Annotated in this window: 20 protein-coding genes and 1 tRNA gene; 8 read left to right on the forward strand and 13 right to left on the reverse strand. The window is 65.0% G+C overall.

Going from position 1 to position 18,233, the window contains the following annotated elements; translation table 11 throughout:
* Positions 1-8: 8 nt before the first annotated feature.
* The 7 genes from BKM74_RS15120 to BKM74_RS15150 form a co-directional block, all read right to left on the reverse strand.
* Positions 9-803: a TatD family hydrolase gene (locus BKM74_RS15120; RefSeq protein WP_086466547.1), complete on the reverse strand. Its 795-nt coding sequence runs from the start codon at positions 801-803 to the stop codon at positions 9-11.
* Positions 803-2,374, reverse strand: coding sequence for a methionine--tRNA ligase (metG, locus tag BKM74_RS15125; protein WP_086466594.1), 1,572 nt, complete (start codon positions 2,372-2,374; stop codon positions 803-805). Before metG ends, BKM74_RS15120 begins: the two co-directional genes overlap by 1 nt.
* Before the next feature lie 48 nt (positions 2,375-2,422).
* Positions 2,423-3,541 (reverse strand): DNA polymerase III subunit delta', encoded by a 1,119-nt coding sequence (locus BKM74_RS15130; RefSeq protein WP_245825956.1) that lies wholly within the window; start codon positions 3,539-3,541, stop codon positions 2,423-2,425.
* Complete coding sequence (tmk, locus tag BKM74_RS15135) at positions 3,538-4,212, reverse strand: dTMP kinase (RefSeq protein ID WP_086466549.1); 675 nt, start codon at positions 4,210-4,212, stop codon at positions 3,538-3,540. The genes BKM74_RS15130 and tmk overlap by 4 nt, the downstream gene beginning before the upstream one ends.
* 6 nt (positions 4,213-4,218) lie before the next feature.
* A complete protein-coding gene (locus BKM74_RS15140; protein ID WP_086466550.1) occupies positions 4,219-5,373 on the reverse strand; it encodes a D-alanyl-D-alanine carboxypeptidase family protein in 1,155 nt (384 codons plus the stop codon).
* A gap of 115 nt (positions 5,374-5,488) precedes the next feature.
* A complete protein-coding gene (locus BKM74_RS19110) occupies positions 5,489-6,496 on the reverse strand; it encodes a septal ring lytic transglycosylase RlpA family protein (protein WP_281251464.1) in 1,008 nt (335 codons plus the stop codon).
* Between the two features lie 54 nt (positions 6,497-6,550).
* Entirely contained in the window at positions 6,551-7,630 is a 1,080-nt protein-coding gene (locus BKM74_RS15150; RefSeq protein ID WP_086466552.1) for a lytic murein transglycosylase, read from the reverse strand.
* A 242-nt stretch (positions 7,631-7,872) separates the two neighbouring features.
* On the opposite strand from BKM74_RS15150, the gene BKM74_RS15155 reads away from it, so the two are divergent.
* Positions 7,873-7,962, forward strand: a tRNA-Ser gene (locus BKM74_RS15155).
* A gap of 124 nt (positions 7,963-8,086) precedes the next feature.
* Here BKM74_RS15155 and BKM74_RS15160 read toward each other — a convergent pair.
* Both BKM74_RS15160 and BKM74_RS15165 read right to left on the reverse strand, forming a co-directional pair.
* Positions 8,087-8,659 carry a GNAT family N-acetyltransferase gene (locus tag BKM74_RS15160; protein WP_086466553.1) on the reverse strand — a complete coding sequence of 191 codons (573 nt, stop codon included), beginning with the start codon at positions 8,657-8,659 and terminating at the stop codon, positions 8,087-8,089.
* A gap of 73 nt (positions 8,660-8,732) precedes the next feature.
* Complete coding sequence (locus BKM74_RS15165; protein ID WP_322096689.1) at positions 8,733-9,287, reverse strand: flavin reductase family protein; 555 nt, start codon at positions 9,285-9,287, stop codon at positions 8,733-8,735.
* Between the two features lie 127 nt (positions 9,288-9,414).
* Here BKM74_RS15165 and BKM74_RS15170 point away from each other — a divergent pair, with 127 nt between their 5' ends.
* Genes BKM74_RS15170 through BKM74_RS15190 form a run of 5 tightly spaced genes read left to right on the forward strand, consistent with a single transcriptional unit; the run spans position 9,415 to position 14,301 of the window.
* Complete coding sequence (locus BKM74_RS15170; protein ID WP_086466555.1) at positions 9,415-10,377, forward strand: AAA family ATPase; 963 nt, start codon at positions 9,415-9,417, stop codon at positions 10,375-10,377.
* 10 nt (positions 10,378-10,387) lie between these two features.
* Positions 10,388-11,638 carry a vWA domain-containing protein gene (locus BKM74_RS15175; protein WP_086466556.1) on the forward strand — a complete coding sequence of 417 codons (1,251 nt, stop codon included), beginning with the start codon at positions 10,388-10,390 and terminating at the stop codon, positions 11,636-11,638.
* Positions 11,635-11,958, forward strand: a complete 324-nt coding sequence (locus BKM74_RS15180; RefSeq protein ID WP_086466557.1) for an XdhC family protein — start codon at positions 11,635-11,637, stop codon at positions 11,956-11,958. The genes BKM74_RS15175 and BKM74_RS15180 overlap by 4 nt, the downstream gene beginning before the upstream one ends.
* Position 11,959: 1 nt before the next feature.
* Positions 11,960-12,682 (forward strand): XdhC family protein, encoded by a 723-nt coding sequence (locus tag BKM74_RS15185; RefSeq protein ID WP_086466558.1) that lies wholly within the window; start codon positions 11,960-11,962, stop codon positions 12,680-12,682.
* Entirely contained in the window at positions 12,679-14,301 is a 1,623-nt protein-coding gene (locus BKM74_RS15190) for an NTP transferase domain-containing protein (RefSeq protein WP_086466559.1), read from the forward strand. The genes BKM74_RS15185 and BKM74_RS15190 overlap by 4 nt, the downstream gene beginning before the upstream one ends.
* A 16-nt stretch (positions 14,302-14,317) precedes the next feature.
* Here BKM74_RS15190 and BKM74_RS15195 read toward each other — a convergent pair whose 3' ends face one another.
* From BKM74_RS15195 to BKM74_RS15210, 4 genes are all read right to left on the reverse strand, one after another.
* Positions 14,318-14,779, reverse strand: coding sequence for a flagellar basal body rod C-terminal domain-containing protein (locus BKM74_RS15195; protein ID WP_086466560.1), 462 nt, complete (start codon positions 14,777-14,779; stop codon positions 14,318-14,320).
* Positions 14,780-14,884: 105 nt separating this feature from the next.
* A complete protein-coding gene (locus BKM74_RS15200; protein WP_086466561.1) occupies positions 14,885-15,796 on the reverse strand; it encodes a DMT family transporter in 912 nt (303 codons plus the stop codon).
* Between the two features lie 110 nt (positions 15,797-15,906).
* On the reverse strand, positions 15,907-16,557 hold the full coding sequence (locus tag BKM74_RS15205; protein ID WP_217895497.1) for a putative metalloprotease CJM1_0395 family protein: 651 nt from the start codon (positions 16,555-16,557) through the stop codon (positions 15,907-15,909).
* 189 nt (positions 16,558-16,746) lie between these two features.
* Positions 16,747-16,953 (reverse strand): hypothetical protein, encoded by a 207-nt coding sequence (locus BKM74_RS15210; protein ID WP_086466563.1) that lies wholly within the window; start codon positions 16,951-16,953, stop codon positions 16,747-16,749.
* A 229-nt stretch (positions 16,954-17,182) separates the two neighbouring features.
* On the opposite strand from BKM74_RS15210, the gene BKM74_RS15215 reads away from it, so the two are divergent.
* Together BKM74_RS15215 and BKM74_RS18870 are read left to right on the forward strand one after the other, a co-directional pair.
* Positions 17,183-17,470: a ferritin family protein gene (locus BKM74_RS15215; RefSeq protein WP_086466564.1), complete on the forward strand. Its 288-nt coding sequence runs from the start codon at positions 17,183-17,185 to the stop codon at positions 17,468-17,470.
* Positions 17,471-17,615: 145 nt separating this feature from the next.
* A complete protein-coding gene (locus BKM74_RS18870) occupies positions 17,616-18,092 on the forward strand; it encodes a hypothetical protein (RefSeq protein ID WP_217895498.1) in 477 nt (158 codons plus the stop codon).
* Positions 18,093-18,233: the final 141 nt, after the last annotated feature.

An 18,233-nucleotide genomic window follows, 5' to 3' on the forward strand; every position in this document is an offset into this window, starting at 1 on the left:
GTAGCGCCTTAACCTGAAATCTGGGCCGGCGCCGGCACCTTGTTGAAAAGATGCAGGAAATTCTCGGTCGTCCGGGTCTCGATCTCGGTCATGCCAACCCCTTTCAGCTCCGCCACCACCTTCGCCGTATGGGCGACAAAGGCCGGTTCGTTGCGCTTTCCCCGGTGCGGCACCGGCGCAAGATAGGGAGAATCGGTCTCGACCAGGATCCGGTCCAGCGGTAGTGCCTTCACCGTCTCGCGCAGTTCCTCCGCCTTCTTGAAGGTGACGATGCCGGACAGTGAAATATACAATCCTAGTTTCAGGCACTCCTCCGCCAGCCAGGCCGAGGAGCTGAAACAATGGATCAGGCCGGGGTAGTTCCCCCGCCCCATCTCGTCCTTCAGGATCGCCACCGTATCCTCGTCCGCGTCGCGCGTGTGGACCACCAGCGGCAGGCCGGTTTCCCGCGCGGCACGGATATGGGACCGGAAGCTGCGCTGCTGGGCCTCCCGCGCGCTGTGCTCGTAGAAATAGTCGAGGCCGGTTTCGCCGATGCCGACGACCTTCGGGTGGCGCGCCGCCTCGACCAGCCGGGCGGTATCGATTTCCGGCTGGCTGTCCGCCTCATGCGGGTGGATGCCGACGGTGCAATAGATGTCGTCATACCGTTCGGCGATAGCGCGGACGCGCTCGAACTCAGTGATCTTGGTGCAGATCGTCACCATCCGCCCGATGCCGGCGGCCCGGGCACGCTCGACGACCGCGTCCAGTTCCTCGGCGAAATCCGGAAAATCGAGATGGCAGTGGCTGTCGACCAGCATCAGGCTTCCCCTTTCGCTGCATCCTCTTCCACCCAGCGCGGGAACACCGCTGCCGGGGCCGGCAACGCGGTGCCGGGCTTCAGCCGCCCGGCGGCGCCAAGGCTGGCGAAGCTGCGGGCCTCTTCCGGCAATGCCAGCAGATCAAGCATCCGGGCGGCAGCGGCGGGTGTTGCGGGCTGCGCCAGAATGGCGGCCTGGCGGATCAGCTCGGCGGTAACGTAAAGCACCGTCTCCATCCGCTTCGGGTCGGTCTTCTTCAGCGCCCAGGGGGCCTCGCCGGCGAAATAGCGGTTGGCCTCGCCGATCAGCGCCCAGACCTCGGCCAGCATGTTGTGGATTTCGTAATTCTCCATCGCCGCGCGCGCGCCGGCCAGCAGACCATCGGCCTGGGCCAGGATCGCTGTGTCTGCATCGCTGAAATCGCCCGGTTCCGGTACCACGCCGCCGCAATTCTTCGCGATCATCGACAGCGAGCGCTGCGCCAGATTGCCGAAATCATTGGCGAGGTCGGCATTGATGCGGTTCACCAGAGCCTCGTGGCTGTAGCTGCCATCCTGGCCGAACGGCACCTCGCGGCAGAAGAAATAGCGGATCTGATCGACGCCATAGGTATCGGCCATGGCGATCGGGTCGATGACATTGCCGACCGATTTAGACATCTTCTCGCCGCGGTTGGTGAGGAAGCCGTGGCCGAATACGCGCTTCGGCAAAGGCAGGTCGGCGGACATCAGGAAGGCCGGCCAGTAGATGGCGTGGAAGCGCACGATATCCTTGCCGATCACATGCGCGTCGGCCGGCCAGAATTTTTGGAAAGCCTCGCCCTCGCGGTCGGGATAGCCCAGCCCGGTGATGTAGTTGGTCAGCGCATCGACCCAGACATACATGACATGCTTCGGATCGCCCGGCACCGGCACGCCCCAGTCGAAGGTGGTGCGCGAGACCGAGAGGTCCTTCAGGCCGGCCTTCACGAAGCTCGTCACCTCGTTGCGCCGCCCATCGGGCTGGATGAAGCCGGGATTGGCCTCATAATAGGCCAGAAGCCGGTCCTGATAGGCCGACAGCCTGAAGAAGTAGCTCTCCTCCTCGACCCATTCGACCGGCGAACCTGTCGGTGCGAGGCGCGTGCCGTCCGGCTGTTTGGTCAGCTCGTCCTCGCCGAAATAGGCCTCGTCGCGCACCGAGTACCAGCCGCCATATTTGCCGAGATAGATGTCGCCGGCCGCCTGCATGCGGCCCCACAGCTCCTGCACGGAGGCGTAGTGCCGGGGTTCCGTCGTGCGGATGAAATCGTCGTTCGAGATGTTCAGGTGCCGCACCATGTTCTGAAACTTGGGCGCCATCTCATCGGCCAGCTGGCGCGGCGTGATGCCCAGCTTTTCCGCCGTCTGCTGCATCTTCTGGCCGTGCTCGTCGGTGCCGGTCAGGAACATCACCTCATAGCCGTCCAGCCGCTTGAAGCGCGCGATCACGTCACTGGCGATCGCCTCATAGGCGTGGCCGATATGTGGCGCGCCATTCGGGTAGGAAATGGCCGTGGTGATATAAAAGGTCTTCGGCGCGGACCCCGACATGCTCATCTGTACTCCAGCGAAAGTTCAGGCCCCCTTAGGGCGCTCCCCCTAGGGCGCTCCCTGCAGCGCCAGGAAGGCGCCGATCACCACCTGCTTGCGATCCAGGTTGATGGCATCGGTGCGGGCCGTCAGATGCCGCACTTTCTCCCATAGCTCCAGCCAGCGATCAAGGCTGTGCAGCGTTGCCAGCCGCCGCAGGGCCGCTTCTTCCTCCACAAGGACAGGCTGCGGCATCTGTCCCAGCCCCCTGGCGCGGGCCAGGCGCGCGATCCAGTCGGCCAGCAGCGACATTGCGGTCTGGAACGCGGCCTCGGTCCCGGCACGCTCGAACCGGCCGGCAAAGGCATGCAGCTTGCGCGCCTCCAGATCGGGCAAGGCGGCGAGCAGCCCGACCAGATCGCGATACAGCGCCATGCCGCCCGCCGCATGCAGCGCCAGCGCGCCTCCGATGCTGCCTTCCGCCAGCCGTGTTAGCAGCAGCCGGTTCTCGCCTGATTCCTCAGGCAGGTAATGCGCCAGCAGTCGGTCCATATCCGCCTCGCCCAAGGGCGACAGCCGCAGCAGCCGGCAGCGCGAACGGATGGTCGGCAGCAGCCGGCCGGGACTGTGGCTGACCAGCAGCAGCAGCGCGTTTGCCGGCGGTTCCTCCAATATCTTCAGGATCGCGTTGGCGGCGTTGCGGTTCATCTCATCGACACTGTCGATCACCACCACGCGCCAGCCCTTGCCGGATGCCGTCTTGTGCAGGAAACCGGCGACGCGCCGAGCATCCTCGACGACGATCTCGCTGCGTTCCTTCTTGGTGCGTTCGTTGATGCCGCGTTCCACGCTCAGCAGATCGGGGTGGCTGGCCGCCGCGACCTGCCGGAACACGGTGCTGGCGGGATCGACTTCAAGATTGCCAGAGGGCAGATTGTCGGCCGCCGGCGCATCACCGAACAGGGAAGGACCGTCGTCCGATTCGCCGCCGATACCGCCATTCAGGGCGAAGCGGGCGATGCGGTAGGCGAAACTCGCCTTGCCGATCCCGGGCGGGCCGGCGATCAGCCAGGCATGCGGCAGTTTCCCGCTCTGACAGGCGGACAGGAAGGTCGCCTCCGCCGCCTCCTGTCCCACCAGCAGCGGGTTGGCGCGGGGCTCAGGCCAGGCTTGATCTTCCGTGCTCACGATCTCTCCAGCCCTAAACGGGTGGCGACGGCGTCGCGGATCGCGGTGGCGACCGTCTCGATATCCGCCGTGGCGTCGATCACCACGCAGCGCTCCGGTTCGTGCCGGGCGATATCCAGGAAACCCTCGCGCAGCCGGCGGTGAAAGTCGAGACCCATGCGCTCGAACCGGTCTTCACCGGAACCAGGCGCTTGGGAGCCGCGCGCGCTTGCGCGGGCCAGCCCGGCTTCCACCGGCATGTCGAGGATTAGCGTCAGGTCCGGCTTCATGCCGGCGATGGCAATCTGTTGCAGCTGTTCCACCGGCTGCCGCCCCAACCCGTGCGCATAGCCCTGATAGGCCATGGTCGAATCGGAAAACCGGTCGCAGACGATCCAGCGCCCGGCTTCCAGCGCGGGGCGGATGCGCTGTTCGACATGCATGCGCCGCGCCGCCGTCATCAGCAGCGCCTCGGCCATGGCGTCCCAGCGGTCGATGCTGCCATTGACGATGAGAGTGCGGATCGCCTCGGCCCCCGGCGCGCCACCCGGTTCCCGCGTGGTCTCGGCGGGGATGCCGCGCGCGGCCAGCCAATCAGCCAGCCGGCCGATCTGGGTCGATTTTCCGGCTCCTTCTCCGCCTTCCAGCGTGATGAAGCGGCCGCGTATCGTTTTGCCGCTGCTCTCGCTCATGCGCCGTCAGCGCGGGCCGAACGCCAGATGCTGGGCTGCTGCCAGCATCCGGCCGAACAGGCCCAGTTCCTCCACATCGGCGCCGGCCTGCAGCGGATAGTCCATGGTGGCTCCGTTGGGCAGGGCGACGCGCAGCGTGGCGATCCGGTCGCCCTGTTTCACTGGGGCCGCGACCGGCCCGTCATAGACGGCGCTGACCACCATGCTGCGGCGTGCCGCCTTCGGCACGGTGATGACGATATCCTCGGCTGATACCAGCGGAACGGTATGGGTGTCGCCCATCCAGATTTCCGCCTGTTCCACCGTCTCGCCGGCCTTGAACAGGCTCAGCGCCTCGAATTCGCGGAACGCCCAATCCATCAGCCGGCCGGATTCCTGCGAGCGCGCGTTCATGCTGGGCAGGCCGTTCACCACCAGGATGATGCGCCGGCCGTCCCGCTTGGCCGAGGCGGTGAGGCCGTAGCCCGAGGCCTCGGTATGGCCGGTCTTCAGCCCGTCCGCCCCCGGCATGGTGTAGAGCAGCGGATTCCGGTTGCCCTGGCGGATCTCATTATAGGTGAAGCTTGTTTCCGCATAGTAATGATAATACTCGGGAAAATCGGCAATGATGCGCTCCGCCAGGACCGCAAGCTCGCGCGCCGTCATGACGTGGTCCTCGTCGGGCCAGCCGGTCGCGTTGCGGAAGACGCTTTTCTCCAGACCGATCTTGCGCGCCGTCTCGGTCATCATCTCGGCGAAGGCTTCTTCGGAACCGGCAATGCCTTCCGCCACCACGATGCAGGCGTCATTGCCCGACTGCACGATGATGCCGCGCAGCAGATCCTCGACGGAGACCCGGCTGCCCACCTCGACAAACATCTTGGAGCCGCCCTTGCGCCACGCCTTTTCGCTGACCAGGAACTCGTCTTCCAGCGTCAGCCGCCCGTCTTTCAGCCGCTGGAAGATCATGTAGGCCGTCATCAGCTTGCTCATGGAGGCCGGCGGCATCAGCGAGTCGGCATCCTTGTCGAGCAGGACCGTTCCGGTCTGGGCATCGAGGATATAAGCCTGTTTGGCCGGGGTCTCGATCTCCTGCGCGCCGACCGACAGCGGGGCCAGCAGGACAGCCCCGACGATCGCGGCTCCTACCATGGCAGGGCGGAACGTGCTGTAACCGATCATGAAGTCACCCAACTTACTCTGCGTTCAAAGGCTGCACTCGCATACCGCATCCTGCGGTACAAGATGGCCGAAATTTGGGCGCCCGGCGACTGAAGTCACACGATTGCGGCGGGTTTTAATCCACCACCACGCGCGCCCCGGGATAGCCGGAACCGATCACCTGCTCCAGTATCGCATCGGCATCCGTGACCGAGGCCACCGGCCCCAGGCGTACCCGGTAGAATGTCTGGCCATCGACCCGTGTCTCGGAAATCTGCGACGGGGCGATCCGGCGCAGCGCGCCGCTGAGCCGCAGCGCATTATTATGGTCGGAGAAGGCACCCGCCTGGATATAGATCCGCGTCTGTTCCACCGGCACGGTGTCGATCCTGCCGTCATTGCTCTGCGGCGCGCGGGCGGCCTGGGTGGCGCCCGCCTGGGTCGTCGCCGGGTTTATCACAGCAATCGGCGGCGGCGCCGGCGCGCGGCTGACGCCGCCGCTGGCGGAAGGTGCTGGTGGCAATGTCTCGGCACTGACCGAGGCGACCGGAGACGGCCGAACGGCCGGGCCCACCGATGCGCCCGGCTGCTGTGCGTCGGCGGTGGCGATCAGCGTGCCCTGTTTCGCCGCCTCGGCGAGGCGCTGGCTCTCCGCCGGCAGGATTTCGACCTTCACCTTGGCGGTTCCGCGCTGTTCGATGCCCAGAAGCTGCGCGCTGCGGCGCGACAGGTCGATGATCCGGCCATGCGCAAACGGACCGCGGTCGTTGACCCGGACCACCAGAGACCGGCCATTCTCCAGATTGGTGACCCGCACCAGGCTGGGCATCGGCAGGGTGCGGTGCGCGGCGGTCAGGTCGTTCTCGTCGTAGATTTCGCCATTGGCGGTCAGCTTGCCGTGGAAGCCGGGGCCATACCAGGAGGCGATGCCCGTCTCGGTGTAGCTGTAATCGACCGTCGGATAGTACCAGACGCCCCTTATCTCGTAAGGATCGCCAATCTTGTAATAGCCCTGGGCCTTGGCGGAAGGCTGCTGGATGGCTTTCGCTGTCTGCGCCGCGAACTGCGCTTCCGCGCAGGCCGCCAGGGCGAATGGCAGGAACATGGCCAGAGCGGCAAGACGGAGGCGAGGACGTGCGGTCAATTGCCGATTCATTATCTGGTGGCCAGTCTGAAGTCCGAAACAGTATCTGGTAGCTTACCGACCTGCCTCTTCCTTGCCAAGGGCATCTGCGAGCGTTCCTGCCGCAACCGCGAAATAGGTCGAGCGGTTCCATTTCAGAATCGCCTCGAAATTATCATAGACCATGTAGGCCGGCCCGCCGGTGCCGCCCGGCAGCACGATCTGCGCCGGCAGGTCGCGCGCCGGCAGGTCGCCGCCATCGGCGCGGCGTACGCCCATCTCCTGCCAGGCCGAAATCGGCCGCTTTACCTTCTTTCCCGCCAGGCTGGCGTCGAAGCCCGCCGGCAGGGTAACCGCCCGGCCCCAGGTCTGGTCGCTCTTCCAGCCGACCCGGGACAGGTAATTAGCGATGGAGGCGAAGACGTCGGGCAGCGTGGTCCAGATGTCGCGCTTGCCGTCGCCGGTATAGTCGATGGCATAGGCGCGGAAGCTGGACGGCATGAACTGGTTCTGGCCCATCGCACCGGCCCAGGAGCCCAGCATCCGCTCGGCATCGATATGGCCTTCATCGATGATCTGCAGCGCGTCCATCAGCTCCTTACGGAAGAAGGCGCTGCGCCTGCCATCATGCGCCAGGGTGGCGAGTGCCGGGATCACCTTGAAGCCGCCGGTGACGCGGCCGAAATCGGTCTCGATACCCCACAGCGCGACAATCTGCCGGGCCGGCACGCCGAACTGCCCCTCGATGCGGGTCAGGAGTTCCCGGTGCTCCGCCATCATGCGGCGGCCCCGATCGATGCGCGATTGCGGCACCACCCGGTCGAGATATTGCTGGAAGGTCAGGGTGAATTCCGGCTGCCGGCGGTCCAGTTCGATGACGCGCGGGATCGGCTGGATATCGGTCAGCGCCGCCTGCACCGTGGCGTCGGAGATGCCTTTCTGCTTCGCCTCGGCGCGCACGCCCTCGATCCAGGCATCGAAGGGCTGATCGGCAGCATGGGCTCCTGCCCCGCCCCCAAGCGCCAGCCCAAAGGCCAGCAGAGCCGCGCGCGCCAGATTGCGCCCCCTGCTATTGCGCCCCCTGCCCTTGCTGGCTTCCCCATCGGTCTGTGGGCCGGAGAGGATCGCGGGGCGGGAACGGAGGCTCGGGACCATGGCGCTGCCTTCTGTCATAGGGGGCTGTTAAAGCGTCGATTAAGCATGTCTGGCCTTCAGCATGTGGCACAGGCCCGGGCGCTTGGCAACAGCCAGCCAGCGCCGGAAGCGCTGTGGCGGTAGAGTGGCGGTAGAAAGGTAGTGCCAGCGGTAGAACGCTACCGGAGACGCAAGAGATTGGACCCTGCGTCCCGCTGTGCTAGAACGCGCTCGCCTGCCATAATCTGGCAAGTCAGCAAAAAGGATGGGTGGCCGAGCGGTTTAAGGCACCGGTCTTGAAAACCGGCGTGGGTGAGAGCCCACCGTGGGTTCGAATCCCACCCCATCCGCCAGTTGCCGTCTACAATGCGGTATAGTCGCCGACTGCCGCCGCATCACCACCAAGTAGTATACGCACCCCGCCAATCCCCGCCGTTTATACGCCATAGCCCGACGTCTCGGCACCTGTGACGCCGTTCACGCCCGATGGTTGCCAAATTTTGCTGTAGCAGCAGAAATCCACTCGCGGCGAAGGATGGCGTATTGCATGGTGTTTTCGTAGATCGGATTGCCGTCCTCGTCCCTGGTGAACGAGATGAACTCGACGAACACACCTTCCCGGCGCATGCCCAGCTTTTCGCAGAGGCGCTGCGAGGGCGTGTTGTGCTCCTCGACATAGGCATAAACCCGGCGATATCCCTTTACCCGAAACAAGTGGTCGAGCAGGGCCTTTGCGGCTTCGAACGCATATCCTTGGCCACCGAACTGGGGATTGAGGTTCCAGCCGACCGAGGTAGTCCCGTCTTCCTCCTCTCCTGCCCCGCCGCCGAACAGATCGCCGATGACCTGACCGGTCTGTTTCAGGCAGATCGCCACGGAGCCCTCGTCGAGGGCGCGCTTTTTGACCTCGGCCTCCGCCTCGGCAAGGTCTGCGAGCTTCAGCGAGAGGAAGCAGGTGGCGGTCGGTGCGCGCAGATATGCGAAGAGGTCCGCTGCATCGCCCTCCCGGAAGGGCCTGAGGATCAAGCGCTCGGTTTCAATGATCTGCATGCCGATATCCTGGAAAAAGACTGTCAATGGTGCGAACGGCAAAGGCCGCGATACCCGGCGAGGGTGAAGGACGCTACAGCCCGCCTGGAAGCTTGTCGCGCATCATGTCTTTCCGGTCCAGCCTGCGACCATCGACGATGAAGGTGCCGTCGCCGACGGCATGGATCGTCCGCTTTTCCTTCCGGCTGCTGTCGAAATAGGCGGCGATGCCTTCGAGCATGACGATGCTGTGCCGGTCGATGATGTCCACCACCCGGCATTCGATGTTGGCGAGGCACTGGCTGATGAGCGGCGCCCGGACATGCCTGGCTTTGACCGGAGTGAGGCCGAATTTATCGAACTTGTCCGTGTCGCGGCCGGAGCACGTCCCCACGCCGATGGCGATATCGATCATGTCCACCGTGGGCACTGCGATCACGCATTCCCGCGTTTCCTGCAGCGCGGCATAGGAATGGTTCCACGGCCCGGTGGTGATGGCAAAGCTGGCGGAGAAACCCGTTACCATGGTCCAGGTGATGGTCATGACATTGTCTTTGCGACCGTCATTCGTCGTCACCAGAACAAGTGGGCCTGGCTCTATCAGGGTGAATGCCCTGCCGAGTGGCAGCGTTTTCATGTCCGTCTCCATCCTGCAGGGGGCGATCGAAGTATTATAGCGCAGGCGCCATGGCGGGTACGTTCGGCCAGTCAGCATCTGCCATGCACCCTGCCACGCCCTCTTTTGCCTTGCCGCGTCTGCGTGCTAGATAATCGGCATGACACAGATATCCGCTCCCGCTGGCGCTTCGGGTGCCGCTCCGGCCGCCCTGCCCGCCTCGATCGACGAGACCGTTTCCCTACTCGCCAGGGGCGATTACGTCGCCGACCGCAGCCTCGCCACTGCGCTCTATCTGGCGCTGAAGCTGGGCCGCCCGCTGTTCCTGGAGGGCGAAGCCGGCGTCGGCAAGACCGAGATTGCCAAGGTGCTGGCGTCGGCGTTGGGCCGCGACCTGATCCGGCTGCAATGCTATGAGGGGCTGGATGTCGGTTCCGCCGTCTATGAGTGGAACTATCTGCGGCAGATGGTGGAGATCCGGGTCGCCGAGGCGGCCGGCGGCGCCGACCGCGAGACGCTGGCCAGCGACATCTTCCAGGACCGCTTCCTGATCCGCCGGCCCCTGCTGCGCGCGCTGGAGCCGCATGCCGGCGGCGCGCCGGTGCTGCTGATCGACGAGCTGGACCGCACCGACGAGCCGTTCGAGGCCTATCTGCTGGAGGTGCTGTCCGATTTCCAGGTGACGATCCCGGAGCTGGGCACGATAAAGGCGGCCACGCCGCCGCTGGTCATCGTCACTTCCAACCGCACGCGCGAGATCCACGACGCGCTGAAGCGGCGCTGCTTCTATTACTGGGTGGATTATCCCAATGCCCAGCGCGAGCTGGATATCCTGAAGGTGAAAGCGCCGACCGCACCGGAAGCGCTGAGCCGGCAGGTGGTCGGCTTCGTGCAGGAGTTGCGCAAGCTGGACCTGTTCAAGCAGCCGGGCGTGGCCGAAACCATCGACTGGACGCATGCGCTGGTGCAGCTCGACCAGCTCAGCCTCGATCCCGAGACGGTGAACAACACGCTGGGCGTGCTGTTGAAATACCAGGACGACATCGCCCGCATTCAGGGCAGCGAGGCCAACCGCATCCTGACCCAGATCAAGAGCGAGCTGGCCGCGCACGGCGCGGTCTAGGGCCAGGCCGATGGACGGCGCCCCGCAAAAGGATGATCCGCATGACGGCGGCAAGCTGGTCGCCAACATCATGCATTTCGCCCGCGCCCTGCGCACCGCGGGCCTGCCCATCGGCCCCGGCAAGGTGCTGGACGCGATATCGGCGGTGCGCGCCGTCGGCATCGGGCGGCGCGACGATTTCTACTGGGCGCTGCACGCCGTCTTCGTGAACCGGCAGGACCAGCGCGAGATATTCGACCAGGCCTTCCATGTGTTCTGGCGCAATCCCCGCCTGCTGGAACGCATGATGCAGCTGGTGCTGCCGCAGTTGCAGCTCGACCAGCCGCAGCCGCAGGGAGAGGAGATGAACCGCCGCCTTGCCGAGGCGCTGATGCAGGGCAATGAGGCGGTGCTGGCCGATGAGGCCGACGAGGAAAAGCTGGAGATCGACGCGGCCTTTACCGCCTCCGACAAGGAGATGCTGCAGTCGATGGATTTCGAGAAGATGAGCGGCGATGAGGTGCGGCAGGCGCAATCCATGCTGCGCCGTCTGGCCCTGCCCATCGCGGAGATGCGCACGCGGCGCTTCGCCCCCGCCTCCGCCGGCGGTGCGGTCGATCTGCGCGCCACCCTGCGCGGCGCGCTGCGCAGCGGCGGCGATGTCATTCCACTGGAGCTGAAGAAGCGCCGCACCCGGCCGCCGGCGCTGATTATCCTGTGCGACATTTCCGGCTCGATGAGCCGCTATTCCCGCATGCTGCTGCATTTCATGCATGCGCTGACCAATGACCGCGACCGGGTGCACACCTTTCTGTTCGGCACGCGGCTGACCAATGTGACGCGCTATCTGCGCAAACGCGATGTGGACGAGGCGCTGTCGAAGGTTGGCGAGGCGGTCGGCGACTGGTCGGGCGGGACGCGCATCGGCGCCTGCATCGAGGGGTTCAATCGGCTGTGGTCGCGCCGTGTGCTGGGCCAGGGGGCCGTAGTGCTGCTGATCACCGACGGGCTGGACCGCGATGCCGGCGATGGCGTGGCGGAGGAGGTCGAACGGCTGCGCCGGTCCTGCCAGCGGCTGATCTGGCTGAACCCGCTGTTGCGCTTCGATGGTTTCGCGCCCAAATCTCTAGGGGTCCGGGCGATCCTGCCGCATGTTGACGAGTTCCGCCCGGTGCATAATCTGGACAGCCTTGGCGCTCTGGCCGAGGCGTTGAGCAGGCCCGAGGCAAGGCGCGGCGCCGGTATGGCGCCCTGGCTCCGGCGCATGGAGGAAGTGGCATGAACAATCCCGCGGAAGATATTCTGGAACAGGCGGCGCAGTGGCGGGCCTCCGGCAAGCAGGTGGCGCTGGCCACCGTCGTCAGCACCTGGGGCTCCTCCCCGCGTCCGGTTGGTAGCCAGCTTGCGGTGGACGAGGACCGGCGGATGATCGGCTCGGTCTCCGGCGGCTGCATTGAGGGCGCCGTGGTGCATGAGGCGCTGCAGGTCATGCAGGAAGGTGCGCCGAAGCTGCTGGATTTCGGCGTCACCAACGAGCAGGCCTGGGAAGTCGGCCTGGCCTGCGGCGGCAAGGTGCAGGTCTTCGTCGAGCGGGTGGACTGAGATGCAGCCGCCGATCCTGAAACGCCTGCTCGAGGAACGTGCGGCACAGCGGCCGGTGGCGCTGGTTACGCGGATCGAGGACGGGCTGCAATGCATTGTCATGCCGCGCGAACGGCTGGGCGACCTGGCGTTGAACGAGGATGAGCTGGAACGGGTTCGCGCCAGCCTCGCCGAAGACCGCAGCGGCATGATCGAGGGCGGCTATTTCGTGCATGTCCACAATCCGCCGCTGCGCCTTATCCTGGTCGGCGCGGTGCATATCGCGCAAGCGCTGGCGCCGATGGCGGCGATTGCCGGCTACCGGGTGCTGATCGTCGATCCGCGGCGCGCCTTCGCCACCGACGAGCGCTTCCCCGGCATCACGCTGGATGACCGCTGGCCGGACGAGGCGCTGGAGGATCTGCAGCCGAACCGGCGCACCGCCGTTGTGACCCTCACCCATGACCCGAAGCTGGACGACCCGGCGCTGATGGTCGCGCTGAAGTCGGACGCCTTCTACATCGGTTGCCTGGGCAGTCGAAAGACGCATGCCAGCCGTTTGGAAAGACTAACAGAAGCCGGTTTCGGTTCGGCCGACTTCCAGCGCATCCACGGGCCACTCGGTCTCGATATCGGTGCCATCACGCCGGCGGAAATCGCGATCTCCGCGCTGGCCGAGATCACCCAGGTGCTGCGCCGCAAGACGGAGAGCGAGACCCCCAAAGACACGAACAGGGCCGCATGATCTTCGGCGACACGCCGCTGGACGAGGCCGAGGGCGCCATCCTGGCGCACAGCCGCCGGCTATCCGGCAAGGCGCTGAAGAAGGGCCGCGTGCTGACGGCGGAGGATATCACGGCGCTGCGCGAGGCTGGCGTCGAGACGGTAATCGCCGCGCGGCTGGAACAAGGCGACGTGCCGGAGGACGAGGCGGCTGCCTGTCTCGCTGCCGCGATGGCTGGCGATGGAATCGATACTGCCGCCCCCTTCACCGGCCGCTGCAATCTCATCGCCGCCGCCGATGGTGTGCTGTCCTACGATCCTGCGGCGCTGGATGCGGTGAACCTGATCGACGAGGCGCTGACGGTCGCCCTGCTGCCGCCTTATGAGGTGGTGGAAAAGGGCCAGATGGTCGGCACGGTGAAGATCATCCCCTTCGCCGCCCCCGAAGCGGCCCTGAAACACTGCGAATCGCTGGCCGGCAGGGTGCGTGTCGCCGCCTTTCGGCCGGTCCGCGCCGGGCTGGTGCAGACCGCCCTGCCCGCCACCAAGCAAAGCGTGCTGGACAATACCGCGCGGATCACGGCGGCCCGGCTGGAACGCATGGGCGCCAGCCTGGGCGAGGAGGCGCGCTGCCCCCACGATACCGCCGCGGTCGCTACCGCGATCCGCGCGCAGATCGCCGCCGGTCACGAGATGGTGCTGCTGTTCGGCGCCTCCGCCGTGGTGGACCGGCGCGACGTGCTGCCCGCCGGCATTGTCGAGGCCGGCGGCACGGTCGATCATTTCGGCATGCCGGTCGATCCCGGTAATCTGCTGTTGCTGGGCCATGTTGGCGACACGCCGGTCATCGGCATGCCGGGCTGCGCGCGTTCGCCGAAGCTGAACGGGTTCGACTGGGTGCTGCAACGCCTCGTCGCCGGGCTGCCGGTGACGCGTACGGACATCATGCGCATGGGCGCCGGCGGGCTGCTGAAGGAGATCGCCAGTCGTCCCCGCCCCCGTGAAGCGGATGCCCGTGAGGCGGATGACAGACAACCGGCCACGCGCAAGGCGCCGCGCATCGCCGCGCTGATTCTCGCCGCCGGTCAGTCGCGCCGGATGGGCGAGATCAACAAGCTGCTGGCCGAGATCGATGGCAAGCCCATGGTCGCGCGCGTGGTGGAGATCATCCGCGACTCCAAGGCCGGCCCCCTTACCGTGGTCACCGGCCATGAGGCAGCGCGTGTGAAGGCGGCACTGCCCGGCGATCTCGCCTTTGTGGACAATCAGGATTATGCGGCTGGGCTCAGCGCCTCGCTGAAGGCCGGGATCGCCGCCCTGCCTGCCGATATTGACGGGGTAGTGGTCTGTCTTGGCGACATGCCGCGGATATCACCGGCGATGATCGACCGGCTGATCGCGGCCTTCGACCCGGTAGAGGGACGTGAGATCTGTGTACCGACCTATAAGGGGAAACGGGGCAACCCGGTGCTGTGGGGCAAGCGCTTCCTGCCGGAAATGGCGGCGCTGGCCGGCGATGTCGGCGCGAAGCACCTGATCGGCGAACATGCCGATCTGGTGGTTGAGGTCGAGATGGATGAGGATGGCGTGCTGATTGACATCGACACGCCGGACGCGCTTACACGCTACCGGCGCGGATGAATAGCCAGATCCGAAGTCAGCTGTTGATGTCGAGCAGCGACTGGTTCAGCTGCAGGCCGGTCTGAACGGTGCGCAGATTGGCCTCGAACTGGCGCTGGCTGGTGATCTGCTGCACTACCTCATTCGCCGGATCGACGTTCGGCAGAAAGCTCAGACCCTCCTGCCCGGTCTCACCCGTCTGCTGCGTCCCAGCCTGCTCTTCCGGCGCATTTTCCTGCAGCACGGGAATCGAGGCCGGCGAGATCGGCCGGGTGGTCGACTGGACACCGCCGCCTTCCTGGCTCTGATCGATGGCGCGAAGCGGCTGAAAGCCCCGCTCTTCCTCGGGCTGGGCATTATTCTGCTGTGGCCGCGCGGTCTCTTCCGGCGCCACACCGCGGCTCTGGATGTTCGCAACATTGTTGGCGCTGACATTGAAGCGGTTGGTTGCCGCCGCAGCGCCCGACAAGGCCGATCCGATACCGTCGATAAAACTCATGGTGTCACCTGTGAATTACGATACGTCGTTTCACAAACGCTAAAGTATGGCGGAATCGTCCCGAGGGCAAGTCTGGCCGCCATTTTCACGCAAATGTGAGCGGATCTAGCGCCGCAGCATCACCACCGAGAGGCCGGCAAGCACGAGCATGAGTGCGGCGATTTCGGCAACACCGATGGGTTCGCCCAGCACCAGGGCGCTGGACAGCACGCCGACCACCGGAATCGCCAGGGTGCCGATGGCGGCGATGCTGGCCGGGAACAGCGCGACAATGCGGAACCAGGCCCAGTGGCAGAAGATCATCGGAATCAGCGCGGCATAGAGCGCCGCCCACAGCACATCGCCGCGCAAGCCGGCAAAATCGGGGGCCGGATCGATCAGCAGCGCCCCGAGGAAGATCGGCAGGCCACCCAGCGTCAACTGCCAGCCGGTCAATGCCACGGTGCCCAGTTGCCAGCTGTGTCGCTTGGTGACGATGGTACCCATGGCCCAGCTGAGTGCGGCCCCCAGCATCAGCAGGGAGCCGACCGGGGCGGCGCCCAGCTTGGCCATCTCCGGCCCGATCAGCACGGACAGGCCGCCGATGCCAAGGACAAGGCCGATGAACTTGCGCAGCGTGAAGGCCTCCTTCAGCACCAGGCTGGCCAGGATCGAGGCCCAGATCGGCATAGTGAAGGCGATGATTGCCCCCCTGCCCGCCTGCACTTGCAGCAGTCCATAGGCGGAGAACAGATGCCAGCCGGTGACGTTCAGCAGGCTGGCCAGCAGCAGCGGCTTCAGGTCGGCCGGGTCGATGCGGATTTTCTGGTGTTTCGCCAGCGCGAAGGCCAGCAGCGAGAAACCGCCGACGAACAGGCAGATGGTGCGGAAGGTGAAAGGCGCGATGCCGGTCAGGGCCAGCTTCATGGCCGGCCAGTTCACGCCCCAGAACAGCGTCAGCAGCACCAGCAGCACAAAACCGCTCGCCGGCAGGGGAGATGCCGTCGGCGGGGCGGTGATAATCCGCGATTCTGTCAAGGGTAGGCTCCGGAAAGAGCAGCAGCTTCCTCAGCAATAGAAATGCTGGGCGCGCATGGCAAGACATTGGCGGCGCGCATCTGCCATGTCAGTCCAGCCTGGAAGCCAGATCAGGCGGCGATGTTGATCTGCGAGACGATGCCGTCAATGGCCTGTGCCGCCTGGGCATAGGCGCCGGCGGCGCGGCCGGCCTGCTGCACCGACTGGCCTTCGCCCGTACCAGCTGTGCCACCTTCCGTTGCCGCTTGCTGTTCCTCGGCGCGCTGTTCGCGCAGCTCTGCCTGGGCTTTCAGCCGGGTCTGGTCGGCCTGGGCGGCGACGGCACGGTCCTGGGGGGATGGCTCGGCAGGCGCCAGGGCGGCGCGCTTCACCACCTCCATCTTCTGGATGGTTGCCTCCGGATCGCCAGAGACCGGTGAGACGTCGATCGAGACCTCGCCGCCAATGGCGTAGCGGTTGCCATCCGGGCCGTTTTCGTACTCATAGGATGGGGAGCTTGCATAGGCGCCGCCGGCGGCAGCATGTGCCTGCTCGTGTGCGCGTACCTTGCGGTCGGTCTGCTTCAGCTCATCGACCTGCGCCCGCTCCTCTTCGGTGAGGCCAGACGGGTCGGTGGATTCCTCTTCCCCCTCCTGTTCCGCATTGCTTGCGTTGGTGAAGGTCTGGAGGTCAATCAACCGGCCATTGCCGGCCTGAGCGGCCTGGTCTTGCGAGGCGGTGGTGGATGCCGTGTTGTCGGTCGGCGTCTGCGGCGCTGGCACTTTCGCTTCCGGCGCTGAGACGACAGAAAGCGCCCTGGACGAAATTGTCGCCCCGGGCGCTGTGTAGCTGGTCGTTCCGGCAAGTGTCGCAATCATTGCGATCACAGTCTCTTTCCGCCGCTCGTTGGCGGAAAAGAATATGCTTGTGAAGGCGGCCTGTCAAAAAGGCCGGCCGCCTTCTCCGTAGTCCTAGACGCTGATGTCCAGCGTGGTGCCACGGCCGGACTCCGCCGGAGCGGCTGGCTGCTGTCCGCCCTGCTGGCCGGCACCGCGGGCAGTCTCGCCGGCGGCCTGAAGATTGGCGGCACCCCCCTGGGCGGGAACCTGCTGCTGCTGTTCGGGGCGCATGCCCGTAATGGCGAGCGACTGGACGCCGGCGGCGCTTCCTACATTCATAGCGATTCCCTCGTTTGATTGGCGTTTGATTGGTGGCGATGAGAGGGAATATAGGGCGATATTCCTAACAAAGAATGAACGGCCAGCAGGGCGCGGCAATGGCGGGTTTATTGTCGTGCTGTCCTGACTGGATTAAAACTGTCTGGAACGATTGCATTCTGCGTGGCGTTATCCCAACCGTTGCGCAGCTTTCATTTCCGTCTCGCACCCAGCAAGGAGCACAAGCCAGATGTCGAGCGAAAACCTTCACGCCCCGCGCGAACGTCTCAGCAAGGAAACCCTGACGATGCATCATGCCATCGTTTCGGTGATTGAAGAGCTGGAGGCGGTCGACTGGTACCGCCAGCGCGCCGATGATTGCGAGGATGAGAGCCTGAAGGAAATCCTGCTGCACAATATGCGCGAGGAGATCGAGCACGCCTGTATGGCGCTGGAATGGCTGCGCCGCAACAATGAGCACTTCGCGAAATATATGGACGAATTCCTCTACAAGAAGGGTGAGATCAACGAGCATTGATCGCCCGCGGCGCCATCTGTTCAGAATTTATTCGGCGCGCATAGTGAACAAATTCGTCATCCTGTAATAAAACCGCAAACCCTCGTGACTATAGTCCTCTCGGATTTTGGATATCCGCAAGGATTGTAGCAAACGGGGGTTTTGCATGTCTCTTTTCCGTAAAATGGTACTGGCAATGTCGCTGGGCGTGCTCGTTGCAGGCTGCGCCACTGCCGACTCGCACAAGATGTCGTCGCCTTACGACAAGCCGGGCTTCACCACGATGGTGGAGGATGGCCGTCTCTGGGTGTTCAAGACCGGCTCCAAGGAGCTGGCGGATTTCCAGAAGAAGGGTGAGCCGGCCAAGCAGGTGACCCGCATCGCGGCGGGTCCGAACCGCATGACGGTGAAGTCCACCGACAGCGCGACCATTGACGCCTATATCGTCAAGAAGGCCGGCTTCGAGACGAAGATCGAAGATGGCCGCCTCTGGGTGTTCAAGTCCGGCTCCAAGGAGTGGGAAGCCTTCTCCAAGCATGGCGAACCGGCGAAGCAGGTGACGCGTATTGCCGCCGGCCCCGGCGGGATGACCATCAAGTCGAGCGACTCCAAGGTCATCGACGAGTATCTGGCGGCGAAGTAAGCCTTCCCGACTGGGATTACGGAACGGGCGCCCTCAGGGCGCCCGTTTTTGTTTGCGCCGTTTTCGTTGTGCGCTGCTGTCATGCAGCCCTGCGCCTCACGCGGTTGCCTGGGCCGGAAGGGCTGTTAAGCTGCCTGCAAT

The sequence above is a fragment of the Oceanibaculum nanhaiense genome (assembly GCF_002148795.1).
GTDB lineage: Bacteria > Pseudomonadota > Alphaproteobacteria > Oceanibaculales > Oceanibaculaceae > Oceanibaculum > Oceanibaculum nanhaiense.

What these genes read in the sequence shown, in the direction of transcription:
- BKM74_RS15140 (WP_086466550.1), bottom strand. Translation starts at nt 5,373, where the DNA reads ATGATCGGTTACAGCACGTTCCGCCCTGCCATGGTAGGAGCCGCGATC.
- metG (WP_086466594.1), bottom strand. Translation starts at nt 2,374, where the DNA reads ATGTCGGGGTCCGCGCCGAAGACCTTTTATATCACCACGGCCATTTCC.
- tmk (WP_086466549.1), bottom strand. Translation starts at nt 4,212, where the DNA reads ATGAGCGAGAGCAGCGGCAAAACGATACGCGGCCGCTTCATCACGCTG.
- BKM74_RS15215 (WP_086466564.1), top strand. Translation starts at nt 17,183, where the DNA reads ATGTCGAGCGAAAACCTTCACGCCCCGCGCGAACGTCTCAGCAAGGAA.
- BKM74_RS15175 (WP_086466556.1), top strand. Translation starts at nt 10,388, where the DNA reads ATGGACGGCGCCCCGCAAAAGGATGATCCGCATGACGGCGGCAAGCTG.
- BKM74_RS15160 (WP_086466553.1), bottom strand. Translation starts at nt 8,659, where the DNA reads ATGCAGATCATTGAAACCGAGCGCTTGATCCTCAGGCCCTTCCGGGAG.
- BKM74_RS18870 (WP_217895498.1), top strand. Translation starts at nt 17,616, where the DNA reads ATGTCTCTTTTCCGTAAAATGGTACTGGCAATGTCGCTGGGCGTGCTC.
- BKM74_RS15180 (WP_086466557.1), top strand. Translation starts at nt 11,635, where the DNA reads ATGAACAATCCCGCGGAAGATATTCTGGAACAGGCGGCGCAGTGGCGG.
- BKM74_RS15170 (WP_086466555.1), top strand. Translation starts at nt 9,415, where the DNA reads ATGACACAGATATCCGCTCCCGCTGGCGCTTCGGGTGCCGCTCCGGCC.
- BKM74_RS15165 (WP_322096689.1), bottom strand. Translation starts at nt 9,287, where the DNA reads ATGGAGACGGACATGAAAACGCTGCCACTCGGCAGGGCATTCACCCTG.
- BKM74_RS15150 (WP_086466552.1), bottom strand. Translation starts at nt 7,630, where the DNA reads ATGGTCCCGAGCCTCCGTTCCCGCCCCGCGATCCTCTCCGGCCCACAG.
- BKM74_RS15190 (WP_086466559.1), top strand. Translation starts at nt 12,679, where the DNA reads ATGATCTTCGGCGACACGCCGCTGGACGAGGCCGAGGGCGCCATCCTG.
- BKM74_RS15120 (WP_086466547.1), bottom strand. Translation starts at nt 803, where the DNA reads ATGCTGGTCGACAGCCACTGCCATCTCGATTTTCCGGATTTCGCCGAG.
- BKM74_RS15195 (WP_086466560.1), bottom strand. Translation starts at nt 14,779, where the DNA reads ATGAGTTTTATCGACGGTATCGGATCGGCCTTGTCGGGCGCTGCGGCG.
- BKM74_RS15185 (WP_086466558.1), top strand. Translation starts at nt 11,960, where the DNA reads ATGCAGCCGCCGATCCTGAAACGCCTGCTCGAGGAACGTGCGGCACAG.
- BKM74_RS15210 (WP_086466563.1), bottom strand. Translation starts at nt 16,953, where the DNA reads ATGAATGTAGGAAGCGCCGCCGGCGTCCAGTCGCTCGCCATTACGGGC.